This window comes from Pseudarthrobacter enclensis, from assembly GCF_001457025.1.
Taxonomy (GTDB): domain Bacteria; phylum Actinomycetota; class Actinomycetes; order Actinomycetales; family Micrococcaceae; genus Arthrobacter; species Arthrobacter enclensis.
This window is the reverse complement of sequence record NZ_KQ758605.1, coordinates 26846-45020: the sequence shown is the minus strand read 5'-3', so window position 1 is coordinate 45020 and position 18175 is coordinate 26846. Positions and strand designations below refer to the sequence as shown.

15 protein-coding genes are annotated in these 18175 nt (G+C 68.2%); 4 read left to right on the top strand and 11 right to left on the bottom strand.

Annotated features, from left to right (window positions below; translation table 11 throughout):
- Positions 1 to 171: 171 nt before the first annotated feature.
- The gene (locus tag AS031_RS15585; RefSeq protein ID WP_074447001.1) at positions 172 to 2058 is read left to right on the top strand and encodes an HNH endonuclease signature motif containing protein; all 1887 of its coding nucleotides are present in this window, start codon (positions 172 to 174) and stop codon (positions 2056 to 2058) included.
- Here AS031_RS15585 and AS031_RS15580 read toward each other — a convergent pair.
- The 6 genes from AS031_RS15580 to tdh all read right to left on the bottom strand — a co-directional run bounded on the left by AS031_RS15580 (position 2024) and on the right by tdh (position 8627).
- Positions 2024 to 2800, bottom strand: coding sequence for a CPBP family intramembrane glutamic endopeptidase (locus AS031_RS15580; protein WP_058269081.1), 777 nt, complete (start codon positions 2798 to 2800; stop codon positions 2024 to 2026). The genes AS031_RS15585 and AS031_RS15580 overlap by 35 nt on opposite strands.
- A gap of 285 nt (positions 2801 to 3085) precedes the next feature.
- Positions 3086 to 3877, bottom strand: coding sequence for a DeoR/GlpR family DNA-binding transcription regulator (locus AS031_RS15575; RefSeq protein WP_058269080.1), 792 nt, complete (start codon positions 3875 to 3877; stop codon positions 3086 to 3088).
- A gap of 105 nt (positions 3878 to 3982) precedes the next feature.
- Complete coding sequence (gene hutI, locus AS031_RS15570) at positions 3983 to 5194, bottom strand: imidazolonepropionase (RefSeq protein WP_058269079.1); 1212 nt, start codon at positions 5192 to 5194, stop codon at positions 3983 to 3985.
- Positions 5195 to 5205: 11 nt separating this feature from the next.
- The gene (locus AS031_RS15565; RefSeq protein WP_058269078.1) at positions 5206 to 6312 is read right to left on the bottom strand and encodes an NAD(P)/FAD-dependent oxidoreductase; all 1107 of its coding nucleotides are present in this window, start codon (positions 6310 to 6312) and stop codon (positions 5206 to 5208) included.
- Positions 6313 to 6375: 63 nt separating this feature from the next.
- On the bottom strand, positions 6376 to 7572 hold the full coding sequence (locus AS031_RS15560) for a glycine C-acetyltransferase (RefSeq protein ID WP_058269077.1): 1197 nt from the start codon (positions 7570 to 7572) through the stop codon (positions 6376 to 6378).
- A gap of 8 nt (positions 7573 to 7580) precedes the next feature.
- Positions 7581 to 8627 carry an L-threonine 3-dehydrogenase gene (tdh, locus tag AS031_RS15555; RefSeq protein ID WP_058269076.1) on the bottom strand — a complete coding sequence of 349 codons (1047 nt, stop codon included), beginning with the start codon at positions 8625 to 8627 and terminating at the stop codon, positions 7581 to 7583.
- A 131-nt stretch (positions 8628 to 8758) separates the two neighbouring features.
- On the opposite strand from tdh, the gene AS031_RS15550 reads away from it, so the two are divergent.
- The gene (locus tag AS031_RS15550; protein ID WP_058269075.1) at positions 8759 to 9670 is read left to right on the top strand and encodes a LysR family transcriptional regulator; all 912 of its coding nucleotides are present in this window, start codon (positions 8759 to 8761) and stop codon (positions 9668 to 9670) included.
- A gap of 26 nt (positions 9671 to 9696) precedes the next feature.
- Here the strand turns inward: AS031_RS15550 and AS031_RS15545 are convergent, their stop codons facing one another.
- The 5 genes from AS031_RS15545 to AS031_RS15525 all read right to left on the bottom strand — a co-directional run bounded on the left by AS031_RS15545 (position 9697) and on the right by AS031_RS15525 (position 15546).
- Entirely contained in the window at positions 9697 to 10335 is a 639-nt protein-coding gene (locus AS031_RS15545) for a hypothetical protein (protein WP_058269074.1), read from the bottom strand.
- 194 nt (positions 10336 to 10529) lie between these two features.
- Positions 10530 to 12038 carry an Asp-tRNA(Asn)/Glu-tRNA(Gln) amidotransferase subunit GatB gene (gatB, locus tag AS031_RS15540; RefSeq protein ID WP_058269073.1) on the bottom strand — a complete coding sequence of 503 codons (1509 nt, stop codon included), beginning with the start codon at positions 12036 to 12038 and terminating at the stop codon, positions 10530 to 10532.
- A complete protein-coding gene (gene gatA, locus AS031_RS15535; RefSeq protein WP_058269072.1) occupies positions 12038 to 13612 on the bottom strand; it encodes an Asp-tRNA(Asn)/Glu-tRNA(Gln) amidotransferase subunit GatA in 1575 nt (524 codons plus the stop codon). The genes gatB and gatA overlap by 1 nt, the downstream gene beginning before the upstream one ends.
- A 2-nt stretch (positions 13613 to 13614) precedes the next feature.
- On the bottom strand, positions 13615 to 13911 hold the full coding sequence (gene gatC, locus AS031_RS15530; protein ID WP_013600429.1) for an Asp-tRNA(Asn)/Glu-tRNA(Gln) amidotransferase subunit GatC: 297 nt from the start codon (positions 13909 to 13911) through the stop codon (positions 13615 to 13617).
- 147 nt (positions 13912 to 14058) lie between these two features.
- Positions 14059 to 15546: a CitMHS family transporter gene (locus tag AS031_RS15525; RefSeq protein ID WP_058269071.1), complete on the bottom strand. Its 1488-nt coding sequence runs from the start codon at positions 15544 to 15546 to the stop codon at positions 14059 to 14061.
- Between the two features lie 192 nt (positions 15547 to 15738).
- Here AS031_RS15525 and AS031_RS15520 point away from each other — a divergent pair, with 192 nt between their 5' ends.
- Positions 15739 to 17478: a sensor histidine kinase gene (locus AS031_RS15520; RefSeq protein WP_141688851.1), complete on the top strand. Its 1740-nt coding sequence runs from the start codon at positions 15739 to 15741 to the stop codon at positions 17476 to 17478.
- Positions 17471 to 18133, top strand: coding sequence for a response regulator (locus AS031_RS15515; RefSeq protein ID WP_058269070.1), 663 nt, complete (start codon positions 17471 to 17473; stop codon positions 18131 to 18133). Before AS031_RS15520 ends, AS031_RS15515 begins: the two co-directional genes overlap by 8 nt.
- Positions 18134 to 18175: the final 42 nt, after the last annotated feature.

Below are 18175 nucleotides of genomic sequence, written 5' to 3'. Positions count from 1 at the left end.
AGCCCGGAAAAGCTTCGGCCGCTATCAGCAAGTGACAATGGCGTCACCTGCCGATAGCGGCCGAATCCCTTTCCCGGCGGCTCCTGCAGCCGATGCTGCCCGCCGTTATGCTGGGCGCCTTTGTGCTGGGCGCCCGACGAAAATGTCGGTGCCTCCACCCATGATGTTCCTATGGAAACCGGCGCAGGAACCGCAGCTACCGAAGGCATCTGTGCCACCGTTGCTGCCCTCGCCGCGCTTGATGCCGAGGAAGCTGGCTTGGCAGCTTCCGGCCCGCGCGGCGCTGTTGCCGGGGACAGTGAGGATGTTCTTCACCGGGCCTATGTGATCCGGCTGGAACGGGCAAGCCTTGCAAAGAAACTGGAGGCCCAGGCGGCGGCCGTCAAGGCACGGAGCGTCACCGAGGCCATTGATCTGCAACATGCCATGACACCTCCGGACGCGCCCCTGCACGAGCGGACCTACACCGATATGTCCACGGTGGAAGAGATAGCGGGGGTCCTCACCATCAGTTCGGGGGCCGCGTCCGCGTTCGTGGCCCAGTCCCGGCAGGTGTGTTCGCTGTCGCCGGTCATGGATGCCCTGTCCGCCGGGGCCATGTCCTGGCCGCAGGCGAAAATCTTCGCTGACGAAACCGAGGCCCTGGACCATTCAGCTGCGGCCGCTTTGGTGGAGCATTTCCTGGACCCTCATGCGCCCAACCCGGCCAGGGGGTGCCCCGCGTCGGAGCTGGTGCCCGCCCGATTGCGGGCGAAAGTTCGGGGCTGGCGGGAGCGCCATCATCCGGAATCGATCGAGAAGCGCCACAGCCATCGATTCGCGGACCGGCGCGTGGAATGCACTCCGGACCGGGACGGGATGGCCTGGATCTCCGCCTACCTTGGCGCTGACCAGGCTCTGGCGATCAGCAACGACCTCACCGCAACCGCCCGCAACTTCCAAGGACCTGCCGAACCCCGCACACTCACCCAGCTCAAAACCGACATCTTCGCTGCAATGCTCCTCACACACCGGACAGCCCCCGGCCCCGCAGCCCCTGGCAGCATCCCCACCCGTGAGCTGGACGATGTGATCGGGATCGCCACCTTCGGAGGCCCACATGAACCCGCAGCAGAGTTCAACAGCTTCGATGCCGCCCCACATGGCAGTGACCGTCCGGGAATGGCTGAACCGGTCGTTGGCGGAACCGCCACGGACCCGGCCGCCGGCAAGGTCCGCACGCCCCGCGCCGAGGTTCTCGTGACGGTCCCGGTGTTCGCGCTTTTTGGCCTCACCGATGAACCGGCCGAACTCGACGGCTACGGACCCATCCCCGCCTCCATGGCCCGCGAACTCCTCGCCGGCGGCGCCGAATCCTTCCGCCGAGTCCTGCTCGACCCCCGCGACGGGACACCCCTGGAAATCGGCCGCATCAGCTACCGCCTCACGAAGGCCATGAAAAAGGCGCTGCAGCTGCGGGACGGCAAGTGTGTCTTTCCCGGCTGCAGCAACAACTCCCTCGACAACGACACCGACCACCTCACAGCCTGGCAGCACGGCGGAACCACCGACGTCAGCAATCTGGCACAACTCTGCCCTCGGCACCACCGCCTGAAACACAACAGCAGGTGGACACCGACACCAGCGGCCACGGACGAACCGCCCGGCTGGACCTCACCCACCGGCCGCCACTACACGGCCGAGCAACCCGACCGCGAACCACCGAAGTGGCCAGCAGGTATGGGTGTGGCGCCGCCCGGAGTGGCAGAACCCGCGCAAGGACCGGGTCCCGACCCTGGCGGTCCCGGTTCAGTGCCGGCCGCGACGCCGTGGCCCCGTCCTGAGTGGTTCGATACGGCACCGCCCTTTGTCGAGGCTTCGTGGGAAGAATCCCAGGGCCTGGACCTCACCGATGCCGCCGACTACGAACCCGACGACCCCGGGTGGGAGGCCTTTTACGCCGAACCCTTCATCCTGCCACCCGACCCGCAGCCGGAGCGGCTGTTCGTGTTGGAAGCGGCTGCCCCTAGCCCGAGGGCTTTTATCACCCGAGTCCTACAGCCTTCCCAAAGAGGCTGAACCCGACGAAGGCCACAATGTCGAGCAGTGCGTGTGCAATGACCAGCGGCATGACGCGTTTTGTCCGGGTGTAGATCCACGCGAAGACGATGCCCATCACCACGTTCCCGATGAACGGGCCAAAACCCTGGTACAGGTGGTAACTCCCGCGGAGCACGGAACTGACCGCAATCGCCATCGGGACACTCCAGCCGAACCTGCCGAACCGGTTCAGCAGGTATCCCACCACGATGACTTCCTCCACCACTGCGTGCCGGACCGCGGAAAGGACCAGTACCGGAACCGTCCACCAATACGCGTCCAAAGCACTGGGAATGATGGCGGTGGTAATGCCCAGTGCCCTGCCCGCGGCGTAGAGCCCCAGGGACGGGATGCCAATCAAGGCCGCCAGCCCGAGCCCCTGCACCGCATCTTTTCCGGGACGTGCGAAGTTGAAGCCCAGCTTCCGGAATGCGGACCCCTGGTTGCCGGCATCTCCCGGCGCCTGCCGCTGGTCAGTCAGGAAGTAGAGGACCAGCAGGACCGGGACCAGGGCAAAGATGATATCCAGGAGCTGATAGGTCAGGTCGAAGTATTCCCGGGTGCTCTGCGATCGGTTAAGGGTGGACGTTCCCTCGGCCAGCGGCGCCCTCGTCATCTTGTCCAGCAGTTGAACTACCGAGTACACGGCGGACTGCCCCAGGGACAGGCCCAGGACAATCCAGACTTCGAACGTCAGCCGACGGCGGGAGGGAACCAGCATGTACCCATCTTGCCTGCCGTTTCTGGGCCAGAGCTGATGGCGCCGCTGCCGAAACAGCAGGAATCCTCCACGCGTGGATACCATCTGCTGTGAGAATCATCATTTGAGGCGCCGGCATGCGAGGCCTCACGCTGGCACATGCCCTGCAGGGGCAAGCCGACGTGGTCCTGCTCGAGCAGGATCCCCATGCAGCGGCAGCGGCCGGGTATCGCATCAGCATCAACCATCAGGCCTGCAGGCCACTGAAGGACGCGCGGCAGGCGTTCCCGCCGGCACCCGGTGCGCCTACAGCGCGGGGGCGACGATGACTTCGGTGCCGTTCGCCTCGAAGGCGGCCTTGTCCCAAGCCGAAATGCCGGAATCCGTGATCAGGCGGGTGAAATCGTAGCCGTCCATGGTGGCGAAGGCCCGGACCCCCACCTTGGATGAGTCCGCGATGACGTAGGACACCCGTGCCCGGCTGGCCAGGAGGGCATTCACCGACGCCTCCCCCTCGCCCGTGTTGGTGGGCCCCACCTCTGGATCAATGCCGTTCACTCCGATAAAGGCGATGTCCAGGACCACCTTTTGCATGATGATGTCGGTGTAGGGCCCCACCAGTTCATAGGACCTCGGGTTGAGGATGCCGCCGGTGACCATCACCTTGATGTTGGGGCGGACAGCCAACTGCCCGGCGATGTTGATCGCATTGGTGACCACGGTGAGGGTGGGCTGGTTCGAGGGTGCGTTGAGGTCCTCGCGGGTGGCGAGGATCTGGGCCAGGGCCGTGCTGGTGGTGCCGCCGCAGAGCCCGATCACGGCGCCGGGTCGGATCAGCGCCGAGGCGCAGCGGGCAATCTGTTCCTTGGCCTCCGCGTGGTCGTCCCGGTTGTAGCGGCCGGGCAGGTCGTAGGCAAGGGCGCCGGTGGTGGCGCCGCCGCGGGTGCGGGTCAGGAGCCGCCGCTTGGCCAGGCTGTCAAGGTCCCTGCGCGCGGTGGCCGGTGAGACCCCCAAGGTGCTGACGATTTCGTCGACTTCCACCTGGCCCGTCCTGGCCAGCAGGTCGAGGATGGCTGTCAGGCGGTCGGTGCGGGTCATGCGGGGCCTCTCAGTACAACAGCCACCGTTCCGGTGACGTTTTCTGATCATAACAGAGACAAAATGATCAACTAACGTCAAAAAGCGCGGATGGCCCGCCAGTCCCTACCGCTCGCGGACTCCGGCCCGCCACACAGCGTACGTCAACGGCATGCCCGGGCGGTAAGCGAGGTGCGTGGCGGAGGGCGCGTTCAGCACGTGCAGGTCCGCCCGGTGTCCGACGGCGATGGAACCCACGGCGCGTTCGCCGTCGGCATCGGCCCCCTGGTCTTTGTGCAGTGCCAGGGCCCCGCCATACGTGGCGGCGCGGACGGCTTCGTGCACGCTGAGCCGCATCTGCAGGACCGCGGTGGCGACGCAATAGGCCATGGAACTCGTGTATGAAGTTCCGGGGTTGCAGTTGGATGCCAGGGCCACCTGGACGCCTGTGTCCAGCAGGGCCCGCGCCGGGGCCAGCGGCTGGCGGGTGGACAGGTCGCAGGCCGGCAGGCAGGTGGCCACGGTACCGCGTTCCCCTGTTCCGGACGTGGCGTCCCAGCCGGACCAGGTCCCCGCCAGGGCCTCGACGTCGGCGCCGGAAAGGTGGTTGACGTGGTCAACGCTGGCCGCCCCCAGTTCCACAGCCAGCCGCACCCCAGGGCCCTCGCCCAGTTGGTTGCCGTGCACGCGGAGCCCCAGCCCGGCGTCCCGGCAGGCTGCCAGGACGCGGCGGGACTGCTCCTCTGTGAATGCCCCCGTTTCGCAGAAGACGTCGGCCCACTGCACGAAGGGGCGCACTGCTGCCAGCATCGGACCACAGACGAGGTCGGTGTATTCCCCGGCGTCCATCCCGGCGGGAACCAGGTGGGCGCCGAGGTAGGTAGCCTGGTCCGCGACCGTGGAGGCGATGCGGGCACTGCGGGCTTCCTCCTCCACGGTGAGGCCGTATCCGGTTTTGGTTTCCAGGTAGGTGGTGCCCTGCGAGACCGCCTCGGCAACCCTGCCCAGCGCCAGCCGGGTAAGGTCAAAATCCGACGTTGCCCGGGTGGCGTCCACCGTGACGGCGATTCCGCCCGCCGAATAGGACTCCCCCGCCATCCGTGCCTCGAACTCTGCTGTCCGGTCGCCGGCGAACAGCAGGTGCGTGTGTGAGTCCACCCAACCGGGCAACATGGCGCGGCCGCCTGCGTCAACAGCGTCGTCCGCAGCCGGGGCGGAGGCCGCCGACCCGATCCAGGCGATGCGTTCGCCTTCCACCACCACCGCCGCGTCCTTCAGGACCCGGTGCTCCAGGTCCTGGGTCATCAGCTCGGCGATGTTGGTGATCAGGGTGCTCATGCCACCATTCTTCAGCGCCGCACGGACCAGCGCGTGGCTGCGAGCGCCTGCGCTGTCCGGGATTCCGGATCCGGACCGCCGCTGCCGGACAAGGCGGCCAGGATCTGCCCCGACGCCAGCTCCGCCATGGCGGAGGAGGTCTGGAAGCCGTACCCGCCCTGTCCGGCCAGCCAGTAGAAGCCGGGGGCTTCAGCGTCGAAACCCGCCACCGGGACCCCGTCGGCCGCCTCGGTCCGAAGACCCGTCCAGGCACGGCGGACGCCGGTGATGCCCAGCGTCGTGACGGTGTTCAGCCGCTCCACCAGCCTCTCGATGTCCCCCGGCCGGGGCCGGGCGTCCTCGGCGCCGCTGGGCACATGTTCGGACGGCGAGATGAGCACATCGCCGTCTTCGCGCCGGAAGTAGTACGTGTTGTCGGCCGCCGCCACCATGGGGCTGCCTTCAGGGAGAGGACGCTCGACGGCGGCAACAGCCGCCGTGCGCCGGTAGGGCTGCAGGCCCAGTTTCTCCACACCGCTCAGGACGGCAAGTTCATCCGCCCAGGCTCCCGCAGCGTTGACCATCACGGTTGCGGCAAAGCCTTCGGTGCCGGCGCCGGCCTGCCAGCCCGAGCCGAGGTGCTGGGCCGAATGCACCCTGGCCCCGGTGATGATGTCCGCCCCTGCCTCGACGGCCCGACGGCGGTGGTCCTCCAGGAGCAGTGGCGCATTGCTGCCGAAGGAACCGGTGTCCAGGCCTGCCGCGGCGAAGGAGCCGGGAACCAGCGCAGGGCACAGCTGCAGGGCTTCGTCCACCGTAATGGGCCGCATGGCACCGCTGGCCTCCGCGGCGAGTTCCTCCTCTGTCCCGATGAGCATGAAGCTGCGCGGGGCCAGCACCGGCTCGGGCAGTTCGGCGTCCCTGGCTGAGATCAGTTCCAGGGTGCGGGCCGTCAGTTCCTGCACCACGGGGGGACCGTAGCTGGGAATGAGCTGGCGGGCCGAACGGGAGGACGTGTGGTACGCCAGCTCCTGTTCAGCTTCCACCAGGGCAACAGTGCACCGCCCGGCGAGCGCGGAGGCGAGGGACAGGCCGGCAATGCCGCCGCCGACAATCAGGACATCGTAATGAGCTGCCATGCCATCATCTTTGCAGAGATGCCCCGCCGTGTGGGGGCAGCGTCCGGCCGGTGCGTGGAGCCGTCAGCCTGCGACCTCCGCGCGGCTGGCGACGAAGGCGCTGACGCAGGCTTCGACGTCGTCCGCGGAATGCGCAGCCGACAGCTGCACGCGGATCCGTGCGGCACCCCGCGGGACCACGGGGAAGCTGAACGCGGTGACAAAGACGCCATGCTGCAACATCCGGTCGGCGACCTGGGCGGCCAGGACGGCGTCGCCGAACATGACGGGGACGATCGCGTGCTCGCCGGGCAGGAGGTCAAACCCCTCCTCGGTCATCCGCCGGCGGAACAGGGCGGCGTTCTCAAAGAGCCGGCTCCGCAGGTCCGCCGAGTTTTCCACGAGGTCCAGGGCCTTGATGGTGGCAGCGACGATGGCAGGTGCCAGCGAGTTCGAGAACAGGTAGGGGCGGGCCTTCTGCCGGAGCATGGCCACGATCTCGGCGCGGCCGGAGACGTAGCCGCCGGACGCCCCGCCCAGGGCCTTGCCGAACGTGCCCGTGTAGATGTCCACCCGGCTGGACACACCGGCGTGCTCGGGCGTTCCCGCTCCGGTGGCACCCATGAAGCCGACCGCGTGGGAGTCATCCACCATGACCAGGGCGTCGTACTTGTCGGCGAGGTCGCAGATGGCCTCCAGCGGAGCGAGGAAGCCGTCCATGGAGAACACGCCGTCAGTCACGATGATCTTCCGGCGGGCATCGGAGGCTTCCTGCAGCCGCGCCTCGAGCTCGGCCATGTCCTGGTTGGCGTACCGGTAGCGCCGGGCCTTGCAGAGCCTGATGCCGTCGATGATCGATGCATGGTTCAGGGCATCGGAGATGATGGCATCCTCGGGGCCGAAGAGGGACTCGAAGACGCCGCCGTTGGCGTCGAAGCAGCTGGAGAACAGGATGGTGTCCTCGGCACCTAGGAAGCGTGAGACCCGAGCCTCGAGTTCCAGGTGGAGGTCCTGGGTTCCGCAGATGAAGCGGACACTGGCCATGCCGAACCCGCGCTGGTCCATGGCGTCCTTGGCGGTGCCGATGATCTCTGGGTGGTCGGCAAGGCCCAGGTAGTTGTTGGCGCAGAAGTTCAGGACGTCGGCGCCGGCCGCGCCGATCCTCCCAGCGGTGATGTGGCTGGACTGGGGCGAGCTGATGCTCCGCTCATCCTTGTAGAGCCCGGTGGTGCGGATGTCGTCAAGCTCGCTGCGGAGCTGGTCCTTGATGGAGGTGTACATGGTGTTCCTTAGAGTCGGGTCCAGTCGAGGACTACTTTGCCGCCGCTGCCGCTGCGGGCGATCTCAAAGCCCTTCTCCCAGTCTGTGGCCGGCAGGGTGTCCGTGACCACGGCGGAGATGCCGGCGTGCAGGACGGGGTTGGAGGACAGCATGGCGCTCATGGCGTACCAGGTTTCGTACATTTCCCGGCCGTAGATGCCTTTGAGCGTGAGCATGTGGGTCACCACTTTGCCCCAGTCGATGGTGATGTCCTGGCTGGGCAGGCCCAGCATGGCGATCCGGCCGCCGTGGTTCATGTTGTCGATCATCTCCGGCAGTGCTGACGGGTGGCCGGACATTTCCATGCCGATGTCGAACCCTTCGCGCATGCCCAGTTCGCGCTGGGCGTCGCGGACCCGGGTCGTGGAGACGTCGATGGTGAGGTCGGCGCCGAGCCTGGCGGCCAGTTCAAGGCGGGGGCGTGAGACGTCGGTGATGGCGATCTTGCGGGCTCCGGCGTGCCGGGCGACGGCGATGGCCATCAGCCCGATGGGCCCGGCGCCGGTGATGAGGACGTCCTCGCCCACCAGCGGGAAGCTGAGCGCGGTGTGCACCGCGTTGCCGAAGGGGTCGAAGATCGCGCCGAGTTCGGGGGTGACCGAGGCATCGTGGTGGACCCAGACGTTGGTTTCGGGAATGACCACGTACTCGGCGAAGGCACCCTCCCGCTGGACGCCGACGCTGACGGTGTGGATGCACATTTGGCGGCGGCCGGCGCGGCAGTTGCGGCAGATGCCGCAGACAATGTGCCCCTCGCCGGAGACACGGTCCCCCACCTTCACGTCGCGGACGTCCGCGCCAACCTCCACCACCTCGCCGTAAAACTCGTGCCCGGCGATCAGGGGGGCCTGGATCATGCCCTGCGCCCAGGCGTCCCAGGACTGGATGTGCAGGTCGGTGCCGCAGATACCTGTGGTCATGACGCGAATCTTCACGTCGGCCGGGCCGGCCACGGGTTCGGGCCGATCCACCAGTTCGAATCCGGCCTGCGGGCCCGCCTTGTACAGAGCCTTCATCGGCTTCCTCACTCCTCGTCACGTGCTCGGCAGGATGCTGCCTTCCCCTATTACAGACCTGGCGACGCTTTAGCACAATGGGAATCTTCTCAATCGACGATGTAGCTGCAGCTAATGCATAAACTGGGTTGATGGAGATCCACCAGCTTGAAATCCTCCGCGAACTGGGCGCTTTAGGCAGCGTCAAGGCGGTCGCGGACACCCTGATGGTCACGCCGTCCGCCGTGTCGCAGCAACTGGCACTGCTGCAGCGGTCGGTGGACGTGCCCCTGACCCGGAAGGAAGGCCGGAACCTGGTCCTCACCGAGGCGGGCCAGGTGCTCGCGGACGCCGGGGCCGCCGTCGTCACTGCCATGGCCGATGCCAGGGCGGCGATCGGCAGCTACCACGGGTCCGGCGGCGGGCGGGTCACCGTGAGCGGCTTCCACAGCGCGGGGCAGGCGGTGTTCGCCACGCTGGCCCGGCTGTTGGACGGCCCCGGCCAGCCCCAGCTGGAACTCTCCGACGAGGACGTGGCCCAGCAGGATTTCCCGGCGCTGACCGCACGCTACGACCTGGTGCTGGCCCACCGGATGGACCACAGTCCACGCTGGCCCACCGAACGCGTGACGGTGGTCCCGCTGCTGCACGAGCCGCTGGACGTGGCGCTGCCGGCAGCGCATCCGCTGGCGGGGAAAGCGGCGGTCACCGCGGACGACGTCGGCGGCGAGGCCTGGGTGACCAGCCACGCCGGCTACTCCCCCGCGGACGTGCTGTCCGCCGTCGCGGCCGTCTCCAGCAGGGAACCCAACATCGTGCACCGCATCAACGACTACTCCACCGTGGCGGCGCTGGTGGCCACCGGCGGCGTGGTGGGCCTGCTCCCCCGCTACACCGCAGGCCCGGTCCTGCACCCGGACATCGTCCTGCGGCCGCTCAAGGGCATCAGTACCCGACGGCGGATCGACCTGCTGGCCCGGCCCGAAAACCTGAAGCGGCGCTCGGTCCTGACCGTCTGCGAGGCGCTGCAGGACATCATGGCGGGCCTGGTGAAGCAGGGCTGAGGGCACCGCACCGGGCAGGTCGCCGCTCAGGCACCAGCGCCGGACGACGTGCCGCCGGCGTTGCCGTGGCCGTGCCCACGCCCCAGGCCCTTGCCATGGCCGTTCCCGTGGCCCCGTCCCAGGCCAAGCCCGGGATGTCCTGCCGCACCCTCGACGATCGTCCGGGCGGTGACCCGGCCGCCGTCCTTGATCCCCGAGATCCGGACGACGTCGCCGGCGGCGATGTCCGCGATGGTGCCGTCCGCGGGCCGCAGCCGCCTGCCGTCGTCGTCCGTAGAGCCCTGGTCCCCGGACGCGGGAGGCACTGAACTGATCCTGGTGTCCGCGGTGACCGCGTACTCCTGCGAGAAGCCGTCCTCGCTCTTGACGGTGACGGACGTGCTGCCGGCCGCTTCCACCGTGCCCTGCTGCTGCAGGACGGTCTGGAACGTGCCGTCTGCCTTCCTGACCACGCTTTCGCCATGCTGGAACCGGGGCCGCTCGGCCTTGTCCTGCCTGGATTGCTTCTCCTGCCCCGGCGGAGGGGCCGGGGCTGACGACGAATCGGACGGCGACGGCGACGGCGAGTCCACGGACCAGGCCAGGGCCGCCCCGGTGCCGGTCAGGGCAAGGGCTACCGCACCCGCGATCAGGGCCTTCCGCACTCCGGGGTACTGCGCTGCCATGCCCGCCACGTCCTTCCGCCTGTGGGCCGGGACGCCAGTGCCCCGACGGCTCCAGTGTAGGGCCGCGGAACGCCGGTGAACACGGGTAGTTGGCGCGTTGTGGACGTGAGTACTTAAAGCGCAACCGGGTAGCAGTATGTGCCGTTAATGGGGGCGCAAAACGGCACTTACTGCTACCCGGTTGGGTGGGGGTGTCAGGCGGTGACGCCCAGCTTCTCGAGGATCAGTTCGCGGACACGGCCGGCGTCGGCCTGGCCGCGGGTGGCCTTCATGACCCCGCCCACGATCGCCCCGATGGCCTGGACCTTGCCGCCGCGGATCTTCTCCGCGACGTCGGGCTGCGCGGCGAGTGCGGCGTCGATGGCTTCCAGGAGGGGTCCGTCGTCGGACACGACCGCAAGGCCGCGCTCTTCGACGATCTCCTCCGGGGTGCCTTCGCCGGCGAGGACGCCGTCCAGCACCTGGGAGGCCATCTTGTTGTTGATCTTGCCGTCCTCCACCATTTTCGCGAGTTCCACGATGGTGGCGGGCTGGACGCCCAGCTGGCCCGGATCGACGTCGGCGGCCTTGGCACGGCCCACGATCTCGCCCATCCACCACTTGCGTGCCACGGAGGCCGACGCGCCGGCGGCAATGGTTTCCTCGATCTCGTCCAGGACGCCGGCGTTCACCACGTCGCGGAATTCAAGGTCCGAGTAGCCCCAGTCGGCCTTCAGCCGCTTGCGGCGCTCGGCGGGCGGTTCGGGCAGGGTGGCGCGGAGTTCTTCGACCCATTCACGGGAGGCCACCACCGGGACCAGGTCCGGTTCCGGGAAGTAGCGGTAGTCGTCGGCGTCGGACTTGGCGCGGCCGGACGTGGTGGTGCGGGTGTCCTCGTGCCAGTGCCGGGTCTCCTGGATCACCGGCTCGCCGGAGTCCAGGACGGCGGCGTGGCGCTGGATTTCGTAGCGGACGGCGTGTTCGACGGCGCGCAGCGAGTTCACGTTCTTGGTCTCGGAGCGGATGCCGAAGCGTTCGCGGCCGTGCGGACGCAGGGACACGTTGGCGTCGCAGCGGACGTTGCCGCGTTCCATGCGGGCATCGGAGACGCCGAGGTTCTTCACGATTTCGCGGACGGCCGCCACATAGGCCTTGGCCAGTTCGGGAGCCCGGGACCCGGCGCCCTCGATCGGCTTGGTGACGATTTCCACCAGCGGCACACCGGCGCGGTTGTAGTCCACCAGCGAGAAGTCGGCGCCCTGGATACGGCCCGTGGCGCCGCCCATGTGGGTCAGCTTGCCGGCGTCCTCTTCCATGTGGGCACGTTCGATCTCGACCCGGAACACGGTGCCGTCCTCGAGTTCGATGTCCAGGTAGCCGTCGTACGCGATGGGCTCGTCGTACTGCGAGGTCTGGAAGTTCTTGGGGGTGTCCGGGTAGAAGTACTGCTTCCGGGCGAAGCGGCAGGACTCGGCGATCTTGCAGTTCAGCGCCAGGCCGATCTTGATCGAGGATTCGATGGCCGTCCGGTTCACCACGGGCAGGACGCCGGGCATGCCCAGGTCCACCTCGTTGACGTTGGTGTTCGGCTCGTCACCGAAGACGTTGGGCGCGGAGGAGAACATCTTGGTCTTGGTGTTGAGCTCCACGTGGACCTCGAACCCCAGGACGGGATCGTACTTCTCCATGGCCTCTTCGAAGCTCAGGATGGTGTCGGTGCTCATTATTTTGCCTCCTGGGCTTCAAGGGCCGGCGCAGCGGCGAGGTCGGGGGCCTGGGCCAGGAGCGGGCCGCCCCACTTGGCTTCAAGCAGCGATTCCAGCACGGCACCCACCCGGTAGAGGCGGGCATCTTCGCGGGCCGGGGCCAGCAACTGGATGCCCACGGGCAGTCCGTCCTCGTCGGCGAGGCCGCCGGGCAGCGACAGGCCGGGGACGCCGGCGAGGTTTGCCGGGATGGTGGCGACGTCGTTGAGGTACATGGCCAGGGGGTCGTCCAGCTTTTCCCCGAGGCGGAACGCCGTGGTGGGCGCGGTGGGCGAGATCAGGACGTCGGCCTTTTCGAAGGCGGCCTCGAAGTCGCGCTGGACCAGGGTGCGGACCTTCTGCGCCGATCCGTAGTAGGCGTCGTAGTAGCCGGCGGACAGGGCGTAGGTGCCCAGGATGATGCGGCGCTTGACCTCGTCGCCGAAGCCTGCGGCGCGGGTGGCACCCATGACGCGTTCGATCGTCATGGGGCCCTCTTCGGGGAGGACGCGCAGGCCGTAGCGGACGCCGTCGAACTTTGCCAGGTTGGAGGAGGCCTCTGACGGCATGATCAGGTAGTAGGCGCCCAGGGCGTACTGGAAGTTGGGGCAGGACACCTCGACGATTTCCGCGCCGGCTTCCTTGAGCAGTTCCAGGGACTCGTTGAACCGGTTTTCGACGCCGGCCTGGTAGCCCTCGCCGTGGAGTTCCTTGATGATGCCGATCCGCAGGCCTTCGATGTTGCCGGTCTTCGCGGCGGCAACGAGGTCGGCAAGGGGTTCGGGCAGCGAGGTGGAATCGCGGGGATCGTGTCCGCCGATGACCTGGTGCAGCAGTGCCGAGTCCAGGACGGTGCGGGTCACGGGCCCGATCTGGTCCAGGGAGGAGGCCATGGCGATGGCGCCGTAGCGGGAGACGCTGCCGTAGGTGGGCTTGACGCCCACGGTGCCGGTGACGGCGCCGGGCTGGCGGATGGATCCGCCGGTGTCCGTGCCCAGGGCAAGGGGGGCTTCGAAGGCGGCGACGGCGGCAGCGGACCCGCCGCCTGACCCGCCGGGGATCCGGTCCAGGTCCCAGGGGTTGCGGGTGGGGCCGTACGCGGAGTGCTCGGTGGAGGAGCCCATGGCGAATTCGTCCAGGTTGGTCTTGCCCAGGATGGGCATCTTCGCGGCGCGCAGGCGCTCCACCACGGTGGCGTCGTACGGGCTGTGCCAGCCCTCGAGGATCTTCGAGCCGGCCGTGGTGGGCTGGCCGATGGTGACGATCAGGTCCTTGACGGCGATGGGGACGCCGGCCAGGTAGTGCAGGGCCTCGGCGTCGGCACCGCCGGCGGCGCGGATGGCGTCCACCTCGGCGGCAACGGCGAGCGCTTCCTCGCCGTTGGTGTGCAGGAAGGCGTTGACGCCGCGTTCCCCGCCGTCCACCTGGGCGATCCGGTCCAGGTGGGCCCGGGTGACGTCGACGGCGGTGACCTCGCCGGCGCGCAGCTTCTCGGCGAGCTGGGCGGCGGACAGCCGGATCAGGCTTTCGGCGCTGGTGTTCTGTTCAGTCATGGTTATGCCTCATCCAGGATTGCCGGGACCTTGAAACGGTTGTCATCGGAGTCCGGGGCGCCGGACAGCGCCTGCTCGGCGGTGAAGGTGTGCCCCACGACGTCCTCGCGGAAGACGTTGGTGAGCGGGATGGGGTGCGAAGTGGCGGGAACGTCGTCCCCGGCGGCTTCACTGACGGACTTGACCGAATCAACGATGACGGCGAGTTCCCCGGCCATCCTGTCCAGCTCTTGGGCACTCATCTCAATGTGAGCGAGCCGCGCGAGGTGCGCAACATCGTCACGGTTGATCGCAGCCATGGATCTCCCCTGCAAAAGTTCGGATTGGTTTCCGATCCATTCTAGTGGGGAAACGCAGATGCCCGTCTGACGGCCCCCAGCGGGCGTCAGACGGGCACCTTTCGTTGCCGTTGGCCACCCCGGAGGGTGGCCGCAGGCAGCAACAGACTAACCGATTCCGATGGCTCCGGTCAGCATGCCGATTCCCAGCATGACCAGGGACACCACTGCGGCGCGCCAGAGAACCTTCTTGTGGTGGTCGCCGAGGTCCACCTTGGCGAGGGAGACCAGCAGCAGGATGGCGGGCACCAGCGGGCTCTGCATGTGGAACGGCTGGCCGGTGATGGAGGCGCGGGCCATCTCGGCGGCGCTGATGCCGTAGTGGGCGGCGGTTTCACTCAGGACGGGCAGCACACCGAAGTAGAACGCGTCGTTGCTCATGAAGAACGTCATGGGGATGCTGAGCAGGCCGGTGATGACACCCATGAGCGGGCCCATGCTGGACGGGATGATCTGGACCAGCCAGGCGGACATGGCTTCCACCATGCCGGTGCCGGTCAGCACGCCGGTGAGGACCGACGCTGCCATGACCATGCTGACCACGGCCACGATGGAGGGGGCGTGTGCAACGAGCTGGGCACCCTGGTCCTTGACCTTGGGGAAGTTGACCAGCAGGGCGATGGCGGAGCCAACCATGAAGACGTACGGGAGCGGCACGAGGTCGGCGATGAGCATGCCCATGACGGCCACGGTGAGTGCGAGGTTGAACCAGAACAGCTTGGGGCGCAGGGTGCTGCGGTTGGGGTCCAGGGCGGTGTCCGCCATGGCCGTGTCGTGCTCGTCCACCAGCGTTTCGGTGCGCTCCAGGACAGCTACGGAGCCGTCGCCGGAACCGGCGGGGACTGCCCCGCCGGGTGTGCCGTCCGTGCGTCCACGGCCGGCGGACGCGCCGGTGCCGGAACCCGTGGCCCCACCCGAAGCAGCAGTGCCGCCGTCGAACCCTTCAGCGGTATCCGGCACGCCCCAGATCTCCGGCTGGGTGGCGCGGAGGCGGTTACGTTCCTGCAGGCCGAGGATCCAGGCGAAGGCGAGGACCACCACGATGCCGCCGATCAGCGAAGGGAGCATGGGTACGAAGACGTCGTTGACGTCGATCTTCAGGGCGGTGGCGGCGCGGGCGGTGGGGCCGCCCCAGGGGACGATGTTCATGGTGCCGTTGGCGAGGCCGGCCACGCAGGTAAGGACCACCGGGCTCATTTTCAGGCGCAGGTAGATCGGCAGCATGGCCGCGGTGGTGAGGATGAAGGTGGTGGAACCGTCACCGTCCAGCGAGACGGCGGCGGCCAGCAGTGCCGTGCCCAGGACCACCTTGGCGGGGTCGTTGCCCAGCTTGCGGAGGATGAACTTCACCAGCGGGTCGAACAGCCCGACGTCGATCATCAGGCCGAAGTAGATGATGGCGAACATCAGCAGGGCCGCGGTGGAGGTCATGGACTTCATCGAGTCCAGGACCATGTCACCGATGCCGAGGCCGGCACCTGCAAAAAGACCGAAAACGGTGGGGACGATGATCAGCGCCAGCACTGGCGTCAACTTCTTCGTCATGATCAGCACCATGAACACCGCGATCATGGCGAATCCAAGTATTACCAGCACAGCCGGCTCCTTCTTGTGAACGGCACCACAGCGTTGTGATGCGTGCTACAGACTGTAGGGTGGCGGGCGTCACGGCAGTGCCTTTGGCTCAATTGATTGGCATACTGCTTATTGGGAGCATTTTGCTCATTGTGCTCACGTACTTTGCCGCGTTGATGGCGCGGTCCGGCCATACCCCGCTCAAGGAGGATCATGCAGCGCCCCGTGCCGCGCCCGCCGCTGCGGTTCTCCACCCAGACCCTCCTGCTGCAGGTGGCGGTGGTGCTGCTGGCGGTGCTGCTCAGCGCGGCGGTACATGCGTGGCTGACCTATGACCGGGTGGGCAGCGATGCGGAAAACCAGGCGCTGACGCTGGCCAGGACCGTGGCGTCCGACCCCGATGTGCGTGCCGGCGTGCTGGCCATCAGCGCCGAGGAGGGGACTCCCCCGTCTGCCGAGCTGGTGGGCGGTCCGCTGCAGGCCTCCGCGGAGGCCGCCCGCATCCGCACCGGCGCCCTGTTCGTGGTGATCACTGACGAGCAGGGCATCAGGCTGGCGCACCCCGACCCGCAGCGGCTGGGCGAGAAGGTCAGCACGGACCCCTCGGAGGCTCTCGCCGGACGGGAGGTCACCACCCGCAACACCGGCACGCTGGGACCCTCGGCAGGGGCCAAGGTTCCGGTCTACGCGCCGGACAACGCCACGGTGGTGGGCGAGGTGAGCGTGGGGTACTCGATGGAGACCGTGGGCCAAAGCGTTGCCCGCGACATCGGCCCGGTGGCCCTGACGGCAGCCGGAGCCCTGCTGGCCGGCGTGCTGGGGTCGTTCCTGCTCCGCCGCAGGCTGCAGCGGCTCACGCTGGGCCTGGAGCCGGAGGAGATCAGCACGCTGGTCCACGACCAGGTGGCGGTGCTGCAGGGCGTGGACGACGGCGTCATCGGCATCGCCGCGGACGGCCGCGTCAGTGTCTTCAACGCCGCAGCGCAGCGCATGCTGGGGCTTCCGGATCTTGCCGGGACCCGCTGGGAGGACGCGCCGGTGCCGGAGAGGCTCAAGTCCCTCACCCGGCCTGAGCACGCCGGCGCCGATGCCCTGGAGCTGGTGGCGGACGGGCGGGTCCTGGTGGCCAATGCCCGCAAGGCCCTGCACCGCAGCGAGGACCTGGGGTGGGTGGTGATGCTCCGGGACCGCACCGAATTGCAGGAACTGACCCGGCAGCTGGACGCGGTGGGCACCATGTCCACGGCGCTCCGGGCCCAGCGCCACGAGTTCGCCAACCAGCTGCACACCCTGGCCGGGTTCATGAGCATCGGCCAGCACCGGCAGGCGCAGGACTACCTGGCCACGCTGGCTGCAACGGGGCCGCTGAAGTTCCCGGTGGAACAGGCGGAGCTGCTCCAGGACCCTTACCTCCAGGCGTTCGTCGGCGCCAAGGGCGTGGAAGCGGACGAGCGGGGCGTGTCGCTGCGGATCGGCCCGGAAACGCTGGTCCGGGGCCACGTGACCGAGGCGCAGGACGTGACCACGGTGCTGGGAAACCTGATCGACAATGCGGTCAACGCCGCAGTGGCCGGCTCAGCCGCCGACAAATGGGTTGAGCTTGAGGTGCTGGATGCACCGGGCGACGACGACGGGACGCTCCACGTGGTGGTGGCCGACTCCGGCGACGGGCTGGCGGAAGGAACCCTGACCGAGGCCGTGTTCGCGGAAGGGTTCACCACCGCCACTGACGGCCTGTCCCGGAACCACCGTTCCGGCGGCCAAGGGTTCGGGCTGGCGCTGGCCCGGCAGCTGGCCCGCCGGCGCGGCGGGGACGTGACGGTCCTGGACCGTGGCCGCAGGGGCGGTCCGGGGGCGGTGTTCATGGCTACCCTGCCGCGCACTACGGCCGGCCATGCCGCAAGGACACCGGAGGACAGGACACCGGATGCTGGAAAGGATGGGAATGGCTGACGATTTCCGGGTGCTGATCGTGGATGACGACTTCCACGTGGCCAAACTGCATGCAGCGTACGTGGACTCGGTGGCCGGTTTCATGGCCCTGGCCCCCGTGGGCACGGCGTCCCTGGCGCTGCAGGCCATCCACAGCCTGCGGCCGGACCTGGTGCTGCTGGATGTGTACCTGCCGGATGCGTCCGGGCTGGACCTGCTGCAGCAGCTGGACGTGGATACGGTCATCCTCAGCGCCGCCTCCGACGCCGCGTCGGTCCGGGTGGCGTTCCGCCGCGGCGCCCTGGGTTACCTGTTGAAGCCGTTCACGGCTGACGGGCTGTCCCAGCAGCTGCGGTCCTATGCCCGGTACCGGCGGCTCCTGTCCCAGTCGGGCGCCTTGGACCAGGAGTCGGTGGAGCGGGCCAAGAGGTCGCTCATCCCGGGCGACGTCACGCCGTCGGCAAAGCCCCGCTCCGCCACCGAAGCCGCAGTGCTCGAGTCCCTGGAGCCCGGCCAGCAGTATTCAGCCGCGGAGGTGGCGGCCCGTGTGGGCGTGTCCCGGGCCACGGCGCAACGGTACCTGTCATCCCTGGCGGACGACGGCGCCGTCGACATCCAGCTCCGGTACGGGACGACCGGCAGGCCGGAGCACCGCTACGGCCTGCCGGGAGCCTGACCACGGTCCGGCAGCCCGCCTGACCGGCATCAGGGGACCCGG